The sequence below is a fragment of the Pedobacter vanadiisoli genome (assembly GCF_042684385.1).
Taxonomy (GTDB): Bacteria; Bacteroidota; Bacteroidia; order Sphingobacteriales; family Sphingobacteriaceae; genus Pedobacter; species Pedobacter vanadiisoli.
Map to the genome: position 1 here is coordinate 183,033 of NZ_JBHULL010000044.1, position 16,863 is coordinate 199,895.

Consider the following 16,863-nt stretch of genomic DNA (forward strand, 5'->3'; position numbering starts at 1 on the left):
CGAAGCGAGGACTAGCAACGGAAAGAAGGGCTGTAGCCTGAAATGAAATACTGCCTTTCATTTTCCCCAAAAAAAAGTTTATAACTATGTCGTCAATAGTAGTGGTGTGAAACGGAGTTGAAAAATCTACAGGAAAAGATGTCCCATTTCGCTTCCAATGAAAAATCGATGAGCTACAGTCGAGATGATGATTACTCAAAAATAAACCCCTCGCTAAATTTTAATTAACGAGGGGTTTTCTTATACGAAGTTAACTGAAAATTGTTAACTGACTAGGCCAGTTTACCCAATGCTTCTTTAATTCTTCTCAATGCTTCTATCAAACTTTCGTCTGATGCCGCATAAGATAAACGGATATAGTTATTGTTACCAAACGAATCGCCGCCTACGGTTGCCACATGTCCTACGTTCAGTAAGTATAAAGCTAAATCTGCCGAATCTTTAATTACATTGCCATCAGCGTCTTTTTTACCAAAGAACGAACTGATTTCTGGGAAGAAATAGAAGGCTCCGTCAGGAAGATTGGTTTTTACGCCCGGAATTTCGTTCAAAAGGTTATAAACCAGTTCCCTTCTGCGTAAAAATGCTTCTTTCATTTTTAGAACGCTTTCTAAACCTTGTTCGTAAGCTACTATACCTGCGCGTTGTGCGATAGAGCAGGTGCCAGAAGTAGTTTGGCCTTGTAATTTATCGTTTGCAGCAGCAATCTCTTTGTTTGCTGCAATGTAACCTAATCTCCATCCGGTCATTGCAAATGCTTTAGAGAAACCATTTACAATAATTACACGGTCTTTAATGCTATCGAACTGGGCAATAGATTCGTGTTTATCCACAAAGTTAATGTGTTCATAAATCTCATCAGAAAGGATGTAGATGTTAGGGTGCTTTTCGAAAACTGCTACCAGGGCAGCCAGCTCTTCTCTGCTGTACACCGAACCTGTTGGATTACACGGCGAAGAGAACATGAACAGCTTGCTTTTTGGGGTAATGGCAGCTTCTAACTGTGCAGGGGTGATTTTGAAATTGCTTTCAATATCAGTATCGATGAAAACCGATTTTCCTTCTGCCAACGTAACCATTTCTGAGTAAGAAACCCAGTAAGGTGTTGGAATAATCACCTCATCACCCGGATCAATTAAGGTTAAAATAACATTGGATAATGATTGTTTAGCACCTGTTGAAACCACGATCTGAGAAGTATCGTAATCTAAGTTGTTTTCGGTTTTGAGTTTATTTACGATTGCCTGGCGTAGGTCAGGATATCCCGGTACCGGCGAGTAGCGTGTATAATTTTCATCCAATGCTTTTTTAGCAGCATTTTTTACGTGGTCGGGCGTGTTAAAATCAGGTTCACCAACACTTAAACTGATTACATTAATGCCCTTAGACGCCAGTTCGCGGCCAAGTTTGGTCATTTTAAGGGTTGCAGATTCTGACAGGCTGTTAATTCTTTTCGATAAGGTGCTCATGGTTAATTACTTTGAGCGCAAATATATAAACCAAATATTATTCTGCACTAAAAAACCGATATTTTTCTCATTTAATTTGGTCGATAAGCGTACTTTTGTACAAAAAAGCGTTGTGACAGTAAAGAAAAGAGCAATTGTATTGTCGTTGGTGGTGAGCATTTTATTGATGCTGGCTAAGTTTGTAGCTTATTTTATCACAGGGTCCAACTCCATTTTAACGGATGCAGCAGAGAGTATTGTAAATGTAATTGCTGGTAGCTTTGCTTTTTATAGTATTTACCTCAGTACACAGCCAAGAGATGAAAACCATCCCTATGGGCATGGTAAGGTAGAGTTTTTCTCGGCATTTGTAGAGGGAATACTCATTCTTATTGCAGGTGTTATCATTATCTTCAAATCGTCTTATAACCTCATTTATCCGCACGCTGTAGGACAATTGCTTGAGGGAACGCTGATTATCGGTATTACGGGGCTAATTAACATGATTGTAGGCTTATACCTTATTAATGTAGGTAAAGACCAGCATTCGATTACCTTGCAGGCGGATGGCCGGCATTTACTTACCGATACATACACCAGTGTAGCCATTGTGGCAGGCCTGATTCTGATCCAGTTAACAAATATAATTTGGTTGGATAGCTTGCTCTCTGTTCTGGTGGGTTTCTATATCGTTTATTCGGGATATAAACTTACTCGAGGTTCGGTTGGCGGTTTAATGGATGAAAGCGATTTTACCCTGGTAGAAGAAGTAGTAGAAGTTTTGCAGAAAAACCGTCATAATCCCTGGATCGATGTACACAACCTGCGTACACAGCAATATGGGCCCGAATTTCATATCGATTGCCATGTAACATTACCTTATTATTTTGATTTAAATAAAGTTCATCGTGAAATTTCGCAGATAGATGAATTGATTAATACAAATGGTGTGCGCAAGGCCGAACTTTTTATCCATGCTGATCCGTGTCTGCCCAAATGTTGCCACTATTGCCACATGAGCGAATGCCCTGTACGATCAGAAGAATTTAAAAAAGAAATTATCTGGACACCTGAAATTGTAACTAAAAATAAAAAGCATTTCGAAAATGAGCTACTTTAATGTTCGTGTATACGGACTCTTAATTAACCAAAATAACGAGGTTTTGGTGAGTGATGAAGAAGAATATGGTTTCCGTTTTAGTAAATTTCCTGGTGGCGGCTTAGAACTGGGCGAAGGCCTGATTGATGGATTAAAGCGCGAGTTTGTAGAAGAATGCGAAGCAGAAATAGACATTTTATCACATTTTTATACCACAGATTTTTACGAAAAATCATCATTTAACGATAGCCAGGTTATTAGCGTTTATTATATGGTTAGAGAAAAAGCTCCCCTGAAACTGGCATTTAAAACTAAAATTTACGATTTCGACGGAGAAGGTGAAATTCTTCAGGCTTTCAGGTGGGTTAAAATTCAGGATTTGGTTATTGATGAAATTACCTTCAAGACAGATAAAACCGTGGCACAGCTTTTAAAAGACCAGTATTCAGTTAAATTGTAAATTTTTATGTCTGATACCTCCAAACTTCAAACTCCAAACTCCAAACTTAATTTAGCTGAACGCGATAAAAAGGTAATCTGGCATCCTTATACCCAAATGAAAAATGCTTTGCCGCACATTCCGATTGTAAGAGGAGAGGGCGTTTACATTTTTGACGAGGATGGCAAAAAATACATCGACGCGGTTTCTTCGTGGTGGGTTAATATTCACGGACATGCACATCCATATATCGCACAAAAGGTGGCTGAACAGCTGAACGTGCTCGAACATGTAATTTTTGCCGGCTTTACGCACGAGCCGGCTGTTTTACTGGCAGAAAGGCTTTTGCCGGTTTTGCCGGGTAAGCAGGAGAAAGTTTTTTATACGGATAATGGTTCTACGGCGGTAGAAGTGGCATTGAAGATGTGTTTGCAGTATTGGGATAATAAAGGCAAACCTAAAACCCGCATCCTTGCCTTTAAAAATGCCTATCATGGCGATACTTTTGGGGCCATGTCGGTTAGCGGGCGCAGTATTTTTACCGATGCCTTTAACAGTCTGCTTTTTGATGTCGATTTTATCGACTTACCAGACGCAGAAAACATCTCTGATCTCATATCTCAAATATCAAATCTGACCAGTACGGCTTGTTTTATCTTCGAGCCACTTATTTTAGGCTCAGGTGGTATGCTGATGTATGAGGCGAAATATCTTGATGAACTGATCGCAGCCTGCAGAAAGGCCGGGATTTTAATTATTGCGGATGAGGTAATGACTGGTTTTGGCCGGACAGGCACGTATTTTGCCTGCGAGAAACTGAACCATAAACCCGATATTATCTGCTTAAGTAAAGGTTTAACTGGTGGTACCATGCCTTTGGGGATCACAACCTGTACCGATGAAATATTTGATGCTTTTTTAAGCGAAGACAAACTAAAAACACTTTACCACGGACATTCATTTACTGCAAACCCAATAGCCTGTGTAGCTTCGTTGGCCAGTTTAGATATTTTATTACAGGAAGAAACCCTGGCCAATATTAAAAGGATAGAAGCTAAGCATGCCTTGTTTTTAGAGGAGATAAAAGCACACGCCAGGGTTAAAGCTGTGAGGCAAACGGGTACCATTATCGCTATTGAGTGGGAAACCGGTAACGAAACTTCTTATTTAAGTAATCTTCGTAACTTATTGTATAAATTCTTTTTAGATAAAGGGATTGTATTAAGGCCTTTGGGCAATATCATTTATATTTTGCCGCCTTATGTGATTAGCGATACTGACCTCAATTATATTTACGGGGCTATAAAACAAGCTCTAGAAGAAATTTAATCAGCATGCCGGGCGCAACTAATGCACCCGGTAAACTTGATATTTTGTTAAGCCGCTGGTTCAAGATAATTTTTAAGCGCGTCGTTAACAAAGTAGTTCCAGCCGCCATTGAAACTGGTTTTAGCGAAATCTGTCCCATTGGAAGCAAAGCTTTCCAAACCTGTATGGGTTAGTTTTAACAAGGTTTTGTCTCCCTGTTCAAATAATTCCCAGCTTACTACTGAATTACCCGGGTAACCGTCGTAACGCCAGCTGTAAGCGAGCTTTTTGCCTTCAATAACTTCAGTCACTTCGCATAAATGTAGGTATTGCGGACCATCGTCAGGTCCGCCGGTAAATTCGAATTTAAAACCAACTTCGGGTTTAAAATCAGCTAACTGAAAATACCATTGTTTAATTTCTTGATTATCGGTTAATGCTATCCATACTTTTCCGATAGGGGCGTTGTATAAACGCTCTACGATAACTGGTTCGTTTTCCATATTATGTTGATTTAGTTTCTTTTGATAGATGAATTTCCAACGCGTCGAGTTTATTCGTCCAGAAGATGCGATATTGTTCTACCCATTTGGATATTTCTGCAAGTTTTTGAAATTGGATATTACAGTAGCGGTTGCGGCCTTGTTGTGTAATTTCTACTAAACCACATTCTGTTAAAATTTTAATGTGTTGAGAAATCGCAGGCCTGCTCATCTCAAAGTTTTCAGCAATTTCATTCAGGTTTAAGGTTTTATGGGCAATAAGGCCAATAATTTCCCTTCTGGTAGGATCGGCAATGGCCTGAAATACATCTCTTCTCATAAAATAATTGCGTAAGTAATTGCTTACAAATATAAATGTAAGTAATCGCTTACGCAAGGCTTAATCTATTTTTTTTGAAAAATTAACCTAAAGGCATTTTGCTCATATCCATATAAAGAATACTCCATCTTTGACCATCCAGATCGACAAAACCGCAGCCATACATCCAACCGTCTTTATAGCCAGGTTCGCCATAAAGTGTGCCGCCTGCAGCTATAACTTTTTTGGCAAGATCATCTACTTCTTCCGGACTTTCTGCATCAAATGAGAATAATACTTCGCCACCATTACGTTTATTGGCGATACTGGTTCCTGCAAAACTCTCGTACAATGCTTCTTCAAAAAGCATAATGGCTAAATTGCTTTCGCCTACTAAAAAACATGCCGAATCTTCCCGGGCGCCATACTGCAGGTTGAGGGTAAAACCGATTGCTGTAAAGAATGCTTTAGATTTATTAATGTCTTTTACCGGAAGGTTTATCCAAAGTGATTTTGTCATAACGTTTTATATCTTGTTTTGAGTAAAGATAGGGAACAGACAGTGGAATTATCCTTGCCAAAAACGAAAAATTGTAGGGGCATTTAGGACGATTATAAAAAAACAATTTAAATTGATATTGAAAAAAATATAGACTTCAACAGGTTATTGTTTCCCGATCGGTTGGTAGTGTTAACTACGTAATAAGGCTGTCAATAGTATTAATTTTTATAATTTATACAATTTTTGTGGGTGCTGTTCGGCATAATTTAAAATTAAATTCAAAATATAGCTATTGGATTGATAAATAGATAAATCCTTCTTGATCGGTGCCAAACCATCCTGAAGATAATTTTTATCTGTAAAATACCCCATTCCATAAAACTTTCCATTTTCAACAACCAGACAGCTAAATTCTTCTTCTTTTCTGCCTTCATCAACCAACGCAAAACTTGGCTGTTGGTTTTGGATATCTGCAAGTGCTGCATTTAATTTTTTGTTGTAAACAGTAACGGTTTCTATTCCGCTGCATGCACCAAAACACTGCCCGTTTTCGTGCGCATAACATTTGGTCGCTGTTTTTTGGAGATAACAAAGCCTGGCGCAGAGCTGGTATTTGTCAATTAATTGAGTTAGAAAGTTATAACCTTCCAGTAAACTGTTAAAACTCTGTATGGCATTATTGTTCTTCTTATGCTTATCAATGGCTAAACGCAAATATCCGTTCTGATCTTCAAAAACATACAGGTCATATCGATGCTCATAGCGCTTCATCGCCCTATTATTTTCCGGCCAAATCCGTTTAATTTCATTTGCCTCTAAAATTAAGGCCATTAGCTCTGTACCGCATACTACAAAATCTACATGATGTATGGTGCGCAAAAACTCTTGTCGTTGCCGGTTTGGAGTGTTTCCTGTAAAATGACTGGCTACACGTTTTTTAAGGTTTTTGGCTTTGCCCACATAAACAATTTTGCCTTTACTATCTTTAAAATAATAAACCCCCGGTTGATTGGGTAATCTTAAAATAGACGTTTTATCCAAATGTGGCGGTAAAACCTGTTCTTTTGAGGCTTTTTTTAGCATTTCTGCTATTATGCCTTCTTTATTGTATTCCTGTAATAAATTGAAAAGGATACTTGTCGCATCTGCATCTCCTGCTGCACGATGTCGATTTTGAATCGGGATCTGCAAAGCGGTACACAGTTTCCCTAAACTATAGGAAGGCCTGCCTGGAATTAATTTTCTGCTCAACCGTACTGTACACAGTTTTTTGCATTGTAAATCGTATCCTGCAGCTGCCAAATGATGCTTCAAAAAAGAATAATCGAAGTTTACATTATGGGCTACAAAAATTTTATCGTTTAGTAATTGATAAATCTGTAAAGCAACGTCATCAAAGGTTGGCGCATCCTTTAGCATGTTATTATCAATACCTGTAAGCGCTGTAATGTAAATGGGTACAGGTTGCTTCGGATTAATGAGTGTAGTGTAAGATTCGACAATCTGGTTGCCATCGTGGATATTAATGGCAACTTCGGTAATGCCATTTGCTGAGGCGTGACCGCCAGTGGTTTCGATATCTACTACTGCGTATAACATTAAATTGAATAGGGTACAAATTTATGCTAAAATAATTAGTATAAAAATTATTTTGATGATTTCTTTAGCACAAAAAGTATTTATCTATTTAACGCAACCGCTACTACATTTTGTATATGGCTACAATTTACGAAGTAACTTGCTCAGATTGGGTTTAATACCAATTGTAACAGGAACGGTATTGAACGTGCGGTCTTGTATTTTTCCAAAACCATACATATAACTTGTCTCTACAAATAAACTTGCGCCTCCAAGATTGTATTCAATGCCAGCGCCCACCTCGGTAATGCCCAAACCATTCGATTTGTTATCTTGTGTAACCTGCATAGTATTGCTGTTTACAGTAACCTGAGGAGTAAGAATGAAGCCGCCGCCGGCACCGGCAAAACCATAAAAGGCCCATTTATTTACAAATTTACGATATCCTAATGCTACATTTAATAAGTAGGTAGTTGACCTGCCTTTCTGTAAAGTATAGGTGTAACCTGCATCAGGTGTGATTTGGTTAAAGGTAAAAGCATGTAAGCTTACTTTCGGGTATAAAAACAGCCCTCCATCACCCAAACCTAGATTTAAGCCCAATGAAGTAGAAAATTTCGGTTTAAAATAATCGGAAGTTTTGGCTATTGGGAATGCAAAGCCAATTCCACTCATCGAATAGAGCTTATCCGGTCTGTTTTGTGCCCATACTTTTATAGATACTGTTGTAGATAGCAGCACAAAAAAGCTCAGTAATTTTAGTTTCATATCTGATTTTTAATTTTGTGTTAAAGCATTTACTTTTTGAAGTAAATGGGCAATATCAAATGGCTTTTCTAAATAATCATCCGGATGATATCTCTGCGATGAAATATAATTTTCGTCATACCTGGCCGATGCCATAATAACGGGAATGTTTTCTGTTTCGGGATTTAGCCTTAACTTATTGAACACGGCACGTCCATCCATTCCATTCAGCATAATATCTAGAATAATCAGATCAGGATCAAAATCTTCTATTGCTTTAAAAATATGCCGTGGCGACAGTAGCGGGTAAACTTTGTAATATTCAGTTTCTAATACATTCTGGAAAACTTCTAATATATCTGGATCATCATCCACAACCAACACTCTTTTCAAAACAGGCAAATCAATTAAATAAAAACAAATAGACTACCTTAATACAAAGTTTTGGGATGTATTGTTTTGAATATGCAATAAAATTGATTCGAGATATCGATTTTAAGCCGTTAAAGGCTACATGATGATGCCGGGACGGGATTTTTCCTGCAGCAGGTTGTTTTTGAGAAAGTTTTCGAAAAGTTCTGTGTAAATACCCGAAACAGTAAAGGATGTTTCACTGGAAAGAAGTACTTTATTGCCCAGTACACTCTTGATATGCTGTTTTGCTATAACAACTGTAGGATTGATCTGAATAAATGCCGAGTGTTTTTTTAACATGAACAAAGTCTTGATGAAATTAGACTTTGCACTTAGAAAGGCATTTTTTATCGTTTTAAACCTAACATTTTCGCCCATTTCTTCTATCGCAATCAGTTCATTCAGATCTATTCTTACCAAATCGTCATTTTCTCCTTGCAGAGGGATGTAGAAGAAATGATCGTCGAAAATGGAAAATGGATGCTGTTCTTTTTTTCCGGCAGGATAGAGGTTGTTTATTGTTTTAGTAAAGTGTAAAATGGAGTAGGGTTTAAGCAAATAAGCATCGGCATCTACCTTAAATGCATCTATTGCATACTTTGTGTGTGCTGTGGTAAATACGAGGTGTTTGGTTTTTTGTCTTAAAAGGCTTGCAAGTTCGATTCCGGAAAGAGAAGGCATTTCGACATCCATAAAAATAATGTCGACAGGATTAGATACCGATATTTCTGCAAGAGCTTGGAGCGGTTCGGTGAAGGTTTGAACAAGCTTTAAATTAGGCAGCTTCTCCATACATGCTATTAAGCTTTCCAGAGAATGGGGTTCATCATCAATAGCGATACAAGTTATTGACATTTTTTATAGGTTTAGTTAATGCAAATTACAATTTCGACTAATAAAATAAAAAAAAAACACATCCGAAACGGATTTTTAAATATTCAGCAAGAAAAAACAGTTTTTCTTTTGTGATTATTGCGTAATTTGAAGTTTTTTAGATAAAATTAATAATTTAGTTTAATGGTCAGGATCACTCTGAAATACCGGTTTGAATCAGTAAAGCTGTTGAATTCAGCATTTTTACCATAAGTGTAGGCTAAACGCTTTTTTATATTTTCAATTCCGGAATTTAAACCCGAATTGTCTTTAACAGCCTTGATCAAGTTTGAAGTTTCTATGATGAGTTGATCGTTTTCAATTTTTAAGCTCACTTCAGCAGGATGGGACGCTTTAAGCAACTCGCCATGTTTAAACATATTCTCTACCAGCGTAATTAATACTAGGGGAATGATTTTAACATTTCGTATTTCATCATCGTACCAGAAACGGAGCTGGATGTGGTGATCTTTACGGAGCTGATGCAGGTTAATGAGATTTTCTACCTGGTTAATCTCTTCATCAAGTAAAATGAATTCTTTATCCTGATTGCTGTTAACAGAATAGCGCATCATCTCTGCCAGCGAATGGATGGCCTCAGCAGCAACCGGGGAGGTATCTTTAGCATTTTGATAAATAAAATCTAGCGTATTAAATAAGAGATGCGGCTGTATTTGCGCTTTCAAAAAAGCATTTTCCGATTTAGCTATTTGAATAATATTGTTTAATCGTTGTTTTTCAAGGTTTTCGACCTTCTTCCGCTCTTTGAAAAAATTAAGGAGAAAATAATAACTCGTGGCAAAACACATAAAGTATATGGCACGATAAATTGGTGCAGCAAAGAAAGCCGCATTAAATATCAGTTTAATAGGACCACTATAATTGGTATAATGAATTAAAATATAATCTAAACAAACAGTTAATGTGATGTATGCAGCCAGTTCAAGTAAAATAAACAATGGTAATTTCCACCATCTTTCGCTGGGGTTTTTTAAGGCAAAAAACATTACCACGTGTGCATGAAAATAAAATGTACCGATATTTAAACTATAAAAAATAATATAGGTGACTGGTGCAGAGAATCTTCCGACAAAAATACCAACGATTATGGCTTCGTAAAATATGAATATGGTCCAAATTAGAATATGAAGTCTTTTGTCTAAAAGCCAGCTTAAAATTTTGTTGAAACTATTCTTTTTATTGGTTAGAGTCATTTCGCTTGATAATTTGGGAACGGCTATATATACTAAACCATACAACCACCAGTGGTTAATTGTTTAGATAACGAAAATACTAAAAATTTAGTTTAAGACCGGTTGGTTTTAATCGTTTTTTCTTTAATGTACTCTTGTATGCTTTCGCGGTAACTATTTCCGATGTTAATAGTTAGATCATTGATCATTCTTAAGGTATTGCCTTCTACCTTTTCAATGTAGTTTTTGGCTATAATAAATGAACGGTGTGCCTGGGCAAAATTCTGATGGTCTTTCAGAATAATTTTTATTTCTGATAAAGCAATATATGATACAATTGTTTCACTTAACGTAAAAATCCTCACATAGTTTTGTAAGCTTTCTATCACAACAATATCCGCATATCTTACCTTGATCAGGCTGTTCTTTTGATTTTTATTCCTTACAAAAAAATAATCATCCTCTTGCTTAATATTCACATGAGGTAATGCAGGACTAAGGGGGAATAACCTGTTTATAGTCTCCGCAAAACGGGCAAAGGTATATGGTTTTAATAAGTATGCGCTTGCATTCAATTCAAAAGCTTCATAAGCATATTTAGAATGCGAAGTGGTAAATATTAATTTATCTGCTTTATGCCTGATTGATTTTGATAATTCCAGGCCTGAAATCACAGGCATATCAACATCTATAAAAATGATATCAACATTATCTCCTGCAGTAACTTCATTTAATGCCTCTAGCGGATCTGTATACGATTTTATCAGATGAAAGTTTGCGAGTTTATTGATGTAAGACTTTATACCATTGACGGCATAAATATCGTCATCAATTACGATACATGTTAATTTCATTAGGATGTGTTTTAGGTTAGGCGAAATTATAGCATGCTTTTTAAATAAAGAAATTATTTTAAGTCTGTAATGATGTTTGGGCGCATTTTGTAGTAAATATGATACGCATATGTTTTTTTATGGATCATTGGCCATGATAGATGTCGGAATTATCGGTTTAAAAATTAAAATAATATAATCGATTGTATTACAGTTTATTGTGTTTTGAATAGTGATTATTTATCAATAAATTTAATCATCAAATAATCACCCTTAATGATCTAAAACAATATCCCATGAAAAATAGAATCCGCACCACTAACAGATTGAACGTATCTATTACCAAAAAGGTTATTGAACTGCAGGAGCAAGGTTACGACTGTGACTTTCTTCTATTGGCAAACGGTAGCTTGCAATGTATGCAAACGAACTTAAATTACCCCTTAAGTGCGGTTTTTATTAAAGAAAGGGAACATGGTTACGATCTTTTTAGTCATTCGTATAAACATGTACATACCATAGAAACCGGCAATGGGGAAAGAGGAGTATTGCTTACCGAAAAAATATTTTAACCAATCTGTTTATAGCTTATTATCAGTAGCTGAAATTTCTGCGCTATCAGGTTTTTATCTATTTTGAACTCAAATGCTTATTGCTATGGCAATATCAGAAGACAGATTTCTGATTTAATAAAAAAAACTTTTTGTTTCTCATTTTGTTTAAATCTTATTAAATATATTTAAACAAAAAAATGACTTACTCTATTTCAGATCTTGAACAGCTTTCGGGCATTCATTCTCATACCATTAGGATCTGGGAACAGCGGTATAAGGCTTTGAGTCCGATGCGATCTCAGGGCAATACACGTTTATACGACGATAAGCAGCTCAGAAAACTGTTAAATATTGTAAGTTTAACTAAAAGCGGCTTTAAAATTTCTAAAATCTGCAGCCTTTCTGATGAAGGGATTAATCAGCTTTTCGATCAACAGTTTTCTTATTCATCTGACGATGAGCAAGCCGATTATTATATTTCACAACTTATCAGTTATGGTTTAGCGTTTGATGAGCGCTCTTTTAATGATTTAATTGATCAAGGCATTTATAAACTGGGCCTTTCTGACTGTTACCGGAAAATTATATACCCGTTATTGGTTCGTTTGGGTTTAATGTGGCGAAAAGACGATATTTGCCCGGCACATGAGCATTTCTTATGCAATATTATCCGACAAAAAATATTTACGCACATTAATAATCTACAGTTAACAGGGCATTCCGGAGAAAACTGGCTTCTTTTTTTGCCGGAAGACGAGGATCACGATATTGGGCTGCTTTTTGCCAGTTACATGTTGAGGATGCACCATCACCAGGTTATTTTTTTAGGCAGTAAAGTCCCGATGGATTCCATTAAGCGGGTATTGTCTACAGTAAAAGTAAGCCATGTTTTATTTTTTATGATTAAATCCAGGCTAGCTTCAACAGCACAAAAACTTATAGACCAATTGTCTGAAATATGTTCATCTGCTAAAATCCATCTTGCCGGAAACAGTCAGGTTATAGCTAAACTCAACCATATCGATCACATCAACTGGTTTAAAACACTCGGTGAATTTGAAAAAACAATACAATACCCTGTTTTACATGAAAGAAATTTTTGATCAACTATCTGCCGATTGTAGCCGGCTTACAACTAAGTTATACAGTACCAGTTTTTCTTATGGTATTTATTTTCTGGGTAAGGAACTACGTCAACCTATACATGCTATTTATGGGTTTGTTCGTTTAGCTGATGAAATTGTAGACAGTTTCCACGATTATAACAAGAAATTTTTATTAGATAAATTTAAACAGGATACCTTTGAAGCCATTACCCTGGGTATTAGTTTAAATCCTGTAATTAATTCGTTTCAAAAGGTTGTCAATCAATATGATATAGACCAGGAGCTGATTGTCCTTTTTCTTAAAAGCATGGAGATGGACCTTTCGGAGCAAAAATATACCTCCGAGCTTTACCAGGAATACATTTTAGGCTCTGCGGAGGTAGTAGGACTGATGTGTTTAAAAGTTTTTACCCATGGCAGCACTGCAGATTACGAGCAGCTGAAACCTTACGCCATGAAATTGGGTTCTGCATTTCAGAAGGTTAATTTTTTGAGGGATGTAAAGGCTGATCATCAAACACTTGGACGAAATTACTTTCCCAGCGTTAATCTGGCCTTATTTTGCGATCGTCAAAAAAAAGAAATCGAAAAAGAAATTGAAACAGAATTTGCTATCGCTCTAAAGGGTATTAAACTGTTACCCGCTGCTTCCAGAAATGGTGTATATTTGTCCTATATCTATTATAAAAAATTATTTACGAAGATAAAGCGCCTAAGTGCTGAAAAAATCATGACCGAACGGATAAGGATTTCGAATACCCATAAAGTGGGCTTGATGTTCGATTCCATTATCCGCAACAGGTTAAATGTAATTTAAATGGAAGAGCAGGTTATTTTGGTTGATGAGGAGGATATGCCTAAAGGGCAGATGGGTAAAATGGAGGCACATCAGAAAGGTGTATTGCATCGCGCGTTTTCTGTTTTTATTTTTAACTCTAAAGGCGAACTGTTATTGCAACAAAGGGCGCTGAGCAAATATCATTCAGCAGGCTTATGGACCAATAGCTGCTGTAGTCATCCCCGTATCGGAGAAAGGAATATCTTCGCTGCGAAAAGGAGACTGGAAGAAGAAATGGGTATGAAGTGCGAATTGGATTACCTGTTTAAATTTACCTATAAAGCAGTATTTGAGGATGGTTTAACGGAACACGAGGTAGACCATGTTTTTTTTGGTATGAGTGATGAATTACCCACTATAAACCATGATGAGGTAGAGGCATTTAAATATATGAATTTAGCGGAACTGGCAAATGATATGGCCGTTAATCCTAATATTTATACGCCATGGTTAAGGATCTGTTTTGATAAAGTTGTAGCACATCCATCAATTGTCAAAATAAAAAACGGGCATACAGCCTAAGCCATATACCCGTATCTAAATTAACGCTCTCGGGGACAAATATAAGACTAGTTTGGGAAATTCCTAATGGTTTGGCATTTCTTTTACTTTAAAATTATAGTTTATAAAAAGGGTTTATGTTACGCCGGAATTAATACATTAATATATAGGTGTTTATAAGCGTGAACTGAGATGAACAAAAAAATATTTTTTTTTCTTGGTTGTCTTTTTCATCAATTTCTTATTTCGGCCTTCAACAAATTTGTTGTTTTTATTCTTCACCTAATTTCTGAAATTTAAATTTATCTCTTATATAGGCATTGAAGTACCGTCCTTTTGATCCTGAAGCTTTTAACAGCTTATAAACTTTTTCCGGAACCTTTTTATACAGGTAAACCATACCGGTAATGAATATAATTTTCAATGTGCTGGTCGTTTTATCATAACTAAAATACTTAATTACTGATGATGGCATAACCTATAATTTATAAATTAAAGTACTAGCATTACCAATGGTTAATTGTTTTTAAGCTCTGATTCTTCTTTTGCCGCCTTTATTTTTTCTTTTTTGAGGTCAACTCTGATGATGTTGTATAAGCTCATGTAAACATTTGCAATCCAAACGACGGAAAAAAAGGCAATAACATAGCCTCGCCAATCGGGGTAAATTAAGGTAAATCTGGTAATAAGTAATAAAATGGTAGTAACATAATGGCTAAAGCAATATTCGCAGGTAAAAACATAGAAAAATTTCCGTTTAATGAGTTTGTTACCATATTTCGAACGCTCTATACAAAATTCACGTACCTCTTTAAAAATTTCTTCCTTGGTAACAGTCCAGGCAATACAGGCAACGGGCAGGGCCATTATAAACAGATAATAAATATGAGCTTCCATAACAAACAGATCCGGGTATAAGTACAACCTTAAAGCCTTGAAAATGTTTAATTAAGCAAGAAACATTTTAAGTATATTTATGTTAGTTCATTATCTAATTGGTATTGTTATGGAAAGATCAGAAATTATATCACTATTGGAAGTCATCAACCAACAGGTTAGTTCATCAGTTTTGGGGGGCATGGAAGAAGAGTATGAAGAACTGGAAAGTATGGGACTGATTAAAATCAATCGCGAATCGGTACAGTGGTCAGCCGCCATGACCCCGGCCGGAAATGCTTATTTAGGGCACGATTAATTTTCTGGTATTGAAAATTAAGGTTAATTCCTTTCGGAGATAACTTGCTGATGTTATGGGTAATGAAGGGTTGAAATTTCTGTGTTAAATTAAACCCTCAGATTTTCCATTCTGCCAAGGTTCAATCGAAATGAATTAACTGAGCATTGGCACTGGTTAAGTATTACGACTAAAGTCTGACTGATTTATTGCCGGAATTCTAGTAAATTTGCGGTAAATTTAGAATTATGCCCTGATAATAAATGGCTCATTCTATTTCGCAGATATGAACGATTTACAACTCAGAACAGTAAATGTTACCCGATATGTTACGCCTCTGCGCGAAGGGGGATCAATGCCCGCCATTGCAGAGGCTGACGATAATTTTCTTTATGTTCTTAAATTTAGGGGAGCCGGCCAGGGCACCAGGGCACTCATTGCTGAACTAATCGGCGGTGAAATTGCCCGAATACTGGGCTTACGTGTGCCAGAGCTGGTTTTTGCCAATCTTGACGAGGCTTTCGGAAGAACAGAGCCTGATGAAGAAATACAGGATTTGTTAAAATCGAGCGTTGGCTTAAACTTAGCATTGCATTACCTTTCAGGTGCAATAACCTTCGACCCGACGGTAACCAGAATTGATGCCAAGCTGGCTTCGCAAATTGTGTGGTTAGATTGCTTTTTAACCAATATGGACCGTACCTGTCGTAATACCAATATGTTGATTTGGCATAAAGAACTCTGGTTAATTGATCACGGAGCATCCCTGTACTTTCATCATTCCTGGCAAAATTGGCAGGAACAGGCCATTAAACCCTTCTTTTTGGTAAAAGACCATGTATTATTGCCTTGGGCTACTGAGCTTGAAAGTGTTCATCATGAATTTTCTAAAATGCTTACACCCGAAAAAATAGCGGCGGTAATTAATTTAATTCCAGATGATTGGCTGGAAAGTGAAACAATCTTCAAAACCAAAGAGGATCACCGCAAAGCTTATATTTATTTCCTTTCGGAAAGGTTATTATATTCAGACATATTTTTAAAAGAAGCACAGCATGCAAGGGAAATTCTTATTTGAGTATGCTGTAATCCGTGTAATGCCCAGGGTAGAACGCGAGGAATTTATGAATGTGGGGATCATTTTATTTTGCGCTAAGCAGAAGTTTTTAAAAAGTATTTTCGTTTTGGATGAAAACAGGATTAAAGCTTTTTCTGCTGGAATTGATATTTTGGAACTGAGAGAAAACCTAACAGCATTCGAACGGATCAGTGCTGCTGCAAAAGGATCGGGGCCAATTGGGCAATACGATCAGGCTTCGCGTTTCAGGTGGCTTACCGCAACCAGGAGTACGGTGGTACAGTGCTCAAAAGTGCATCCGGGTTTTTGCGATGATGCTGAAGAAACTTTGTTAAGATTGCACCAGGAGCTGGTTTTGTAATGAGCAGTTTATAATT

Annotated in this window: 22 protein-coding genes; 10 read left to right on the top strand and 12 right to left on the bottom strand. The window is 36.7% G+C overall.

Features of this window, described 5'->3' with window-relative positions; translation table 11 throughout:
* Positions 1–272: 272 nt before the first annotated feature.
* Positions 273–1,469 carry a pyridoxal phosphate-dependent aminotransferase gene (locus tag ACFSR6_RS22010; protein WP_379083048.1) on the bottom strand — a complete coding sequence of 399 codons (1,197 nt, stop codon included), beginning with the start codon at positions 1,467–1,469 and terminating at the stop codon, positions 273–275.
* Between the two features lie 112 nt (positions 1,470–1,581).
* Here ACFSR6_RS22010 and ACFSR6_RS22015 point away from each other — a divergent pair, with 112 nt between their 5' ends.
* Genes ACFSR6_RS22015 through bioA form a run of 3 tightly spaced genes read left to right on the top strand, consistent with a single transcriptional unit; the run spans position 1,582 to position 4,315 of the window.
* Complete coding sequence (locus tag ACFSR6_RS22015) at positions 1,582–2,568, top strand: cation diffusion facilitator family transporter (RefSeq protein ID WP_379083050.1); 987 nt, start codon at positions 1,582–1,584, stop codon at positions 2,566–2,568.
* On the top strand, positions 2,555–3,007 hold the full coding sequence (locus tag ACFSR6_RS22020; RefSeq protein ID WP_379083052.1) for an NUDIX domain-containing protein: 453 nt from the start codon (positions 2,555–2,557) through the stop codon (positions 3,005–3,007). Before ACFSR6_RS22015 ends, ACFSR6_RS22020 begins: the two co-directional genes overlap by 14 nt.
* A gap of 6 nt (positions 3,008–3,013) precedes the next feature.
* Complete coding sequence (gene bioA / locus ACFSR6_RS22025; RefSeq protein ID WP_379083054.1) at positions 3,014–4,315, top strand: adenosylmethionine--8-amino-7-oxononanoate transaminase; 1,302 nt, start codon at positions 3,014–3,016, stop codon at positions 4,313–4,315.
* A gap of 47 nt (positions 4,316–4,362) precedes the next feature.
* Here bioA and ACFSR6_RS22030 read toward each other — a convergent pair whose 3' ends face one another.
* The 9 genes from ACFSR6_RS22030 to ACFSR6_RS22070 all read right to left on the bottom strand — a co-directional run bounded on the left by ACFSR6_RS22030 (position 4,363) and on the right by ACFSR6_RS22070 (position 11,256).
* Entirely contained in the window at positions 4,363–4,797 is a 435-nt protein-coding gene (locus tag ACFSR6_RS22030) for an SRPBCC family protein (RefSeq protein ID WP_379083056.1), read from the bottom strand.
* A gap of 1 nt (position 4,798) precedes the next feature.
* Positions 4,799–5,116, bottom strand: coding sequence for an ArsR/SmtB family transcription factor (locus ACFSR6_RS22035; protein ID WP_183760028.1), 318 nt, complete (start codon positions 5,114–5,116; stop codon positions 4,799–4,801).
* Positions 5,117–5,198: 82 nt separating this feature from the next.
* Positions 5,199–5,615 carry a VOC family protein gene (locus ACFSR6_RS22040; RefSeq protein WP_379083058.1) on the bottom strand — a complete coding sequence of 139 codons (417 nt, stop codon included), beginning with the start codon at positions 5,613–5,615 and terminating at the stop codon, positions 5,199–5,201.
* Positions 5,616–5,822: 207 nt separating this feature from the next.
* Entirely contained in the window at positions 5,823–7,196 is a 1,374-nt protein-coding gene (locus tag ACFSR6_RS22045; RefSeq protein ID WP_379083061.1) for an exonuclease domain-containing protein, read from the bottom strand.
* 120 nt (positions 7,197–7,316) lie between these two features.
* Positions 7,317–7,943, bottom strand: a complete 627-nt coding sequence (locus tag ACFSR6_RS22050) for a hypothetical protein (protein ID WP_379083064.1) — start codon at positions 7,941–7,943, stop codon at positions 7,317–7,319.
* A 9-nt stretch (positions 7,944–7,952) separates the two neighbouring features.
* Entirely contained in the window at positions 7,953–8,306 is a 354-nt protein-coding gene (locus tag ACFSR6_RS22055; protein ID WP_379083268.1) for a response regulator, read from the bottom strand.
* 126 nt (positions 8,307–8,432) lie between these two features.
* A complete protein-coding gene (locus ACFSR6_RS22060) occupies positions 8,433–9,191 on the bottom strand; it encodes a LytR/AlgR family response regulator transcription factor (protein ID WP_379083066.1) in 759 nt (252 codons plus the stop codon).
* Between the two features lie 146 nt (positions 9,192–9,337).
* A complete protein-coding gene (locus tag ACFSR6_RS22065) occupies positions 9,338–10,423 on the bottom strand; it encodes a sensor histidine kinase (RefSeq protein ID WP_379083068.1) in 1,086 nt (361 codons plus the stop codon).
* Between the two features lie 92 nt (positions 10,424–10,515).
* Positions 10,516–11,256, bottom strand: a complete 741-nt coding sequence (locus ACFSR6_RS22070; RefSeq protein WP_379083070.1) for a LytR/AlgR family response regulator transcription factor — start codon at positions 11,254–11,256, stop codon at positions 10,516–10,518.
* Between the two features lie 275 nt (positions 11,257–11,531).
* Here ACFSR6_RS22070 and ACFSR6_RS22075 point away from each other — a divergent pair, with 275 nt between their 5' ends.
* The 4 genes from ACFSR6_RS22075 to idi all read left to right on the top strand — a co-directional run bounded on the left by ACFSR6_RS22075 (position 11,532) and on the right by idi (position 14,255).
* Positions 11,532–11,807, top strand: a complete 276-nt coding sequence (locus ACFSR6_RS22075; protein ID WP_379083073.1) for a hypothetical protein — start codon at positions 11,532–11,534, stop codon at positions 11,805–11,807.
* 179 nt (positions 11,808–11,986) lie between these two features.
* Positions 11,987–12,892, top strand: a complete 906-nt coding sequence (locus ACFSR6_RS22080; RefSeq protein WP_379083075.1) for a MerR family transcriptional regulator — start codon at positions 11,987–11,989, stop codon at positions 12,890–12,892.
* Positions 12,876–13,712 carry a phytoene/squalene synthase family protein gene (locus ACFSR6_RS22085; protein ID WP_379083078.1) on the top strand — a complete coding sequence of 279 codons (837 nt, stop codon included), beginning with the start codon at positions 12,876–12,878 and terminating at the stop codon, positions 13,710–13,712. The genes ACFSR6_RS22080 and ACFSR6_RS22085 overlap by 17 nt, the downstream gene beginning before the upstream one ends.
* Positions 13,713–14,255, top strand: a complete 543-nt coding sequence (gene idi / locus ACFSR6_RS22090) for an isopentenyl-diphosphate Delta-isomerase (protein WP_379083080.1) — start codon at positions 13,713–13,715, stop codon at positions 14,253–14,255.
* 250 nt (positions 14,256–14,505) lie between these two features.
* Here the strand turns inward: idi and ACFSR6_RS22095 are convergent, their stop codons facing one another.
* Both ACFSR6_RS22095 and ACFSR6_RS22100 read right to left on the bottom strand, forming a co-directional pair.
* The gene (locus ACFSR6_RS22095; protein WP_379083083.1) at positions 14,506–14,709 is read right to left on the bottom strand and encodes a KTSC domain-containing protein; all 204 of its coding nucleotides are present in this window, start codon (positions 14,707–14,709) and stop codon (positions 14,506–14,508) included.
* 41 nt (positions 14,710–14,750) lie between these two features.
* Positions 14,751–15,131: a hypothetical protein gene (locus ACFSR6_RS22100; RefSeq protein WP_379083085.1), complete on the bottom strand. Its 381-nt coding sequence runs from the start codon at positions 15,129–15,131 to the stop codon at positions 14,751–14,753.
* A gap of 109 nt (positions 15,132–15,240) precedes the next feature.
* On the opposite strand from ACFSR6_RS22100, the gene ACFSR6_RS22105 reads away from it, so the two are divergent.
* The 3 genes from ACFSR6_RS22105 to ACFSR6_RS22115 all read left to right on the top strand — a co-directional run bounded on the left by ACFSR6_RS22105 (position 15,241) and on the right by ACFSR6_RS22115 (position 16,847).
* The gene (locus ACFSR6_RS22105; RefSeq protein WP_379083088.1) at positions 15,241–15,429 is read left to right on the top strand and encodes a hypothetical protein; all 189 of its coding nucleotides are present in this window, start codon (positions 15,241–15,243) and stop codon (positions 15,427–15,429) included.
* Positions 15,430–15,694: 265 nt separating this feature from the next.
* Positions 15,695–16,486 (top strand): HipA family kinase, encoded by a 792-nt coding sequence (locus ACFSR6_RS22110; protein ID WP_379083091.1) that lies wholly within the window; start codon positions 15,695–15,697, stop codon positions 16,484–16,486.
* Positions 16,464–16,847: a DUF3037 domain-containing protein gene (locus ACFSR6_RS22115; RefSeq protein ID WP_379083093.1), complete on the top strand. Its 384-nt coding sequence runs from the start codon at positions 16,464–16,466 to the stop codon at positions 16,845–16,847. The genes ACFSR6_RS22110 and ACFSR6_RS22115 overlap by 23 nt, the downstream gene beginning before the upstream one ends.
* The last annotated feature ends 16 nt before the right edge of the window (positions 16,848–16,863 follow it).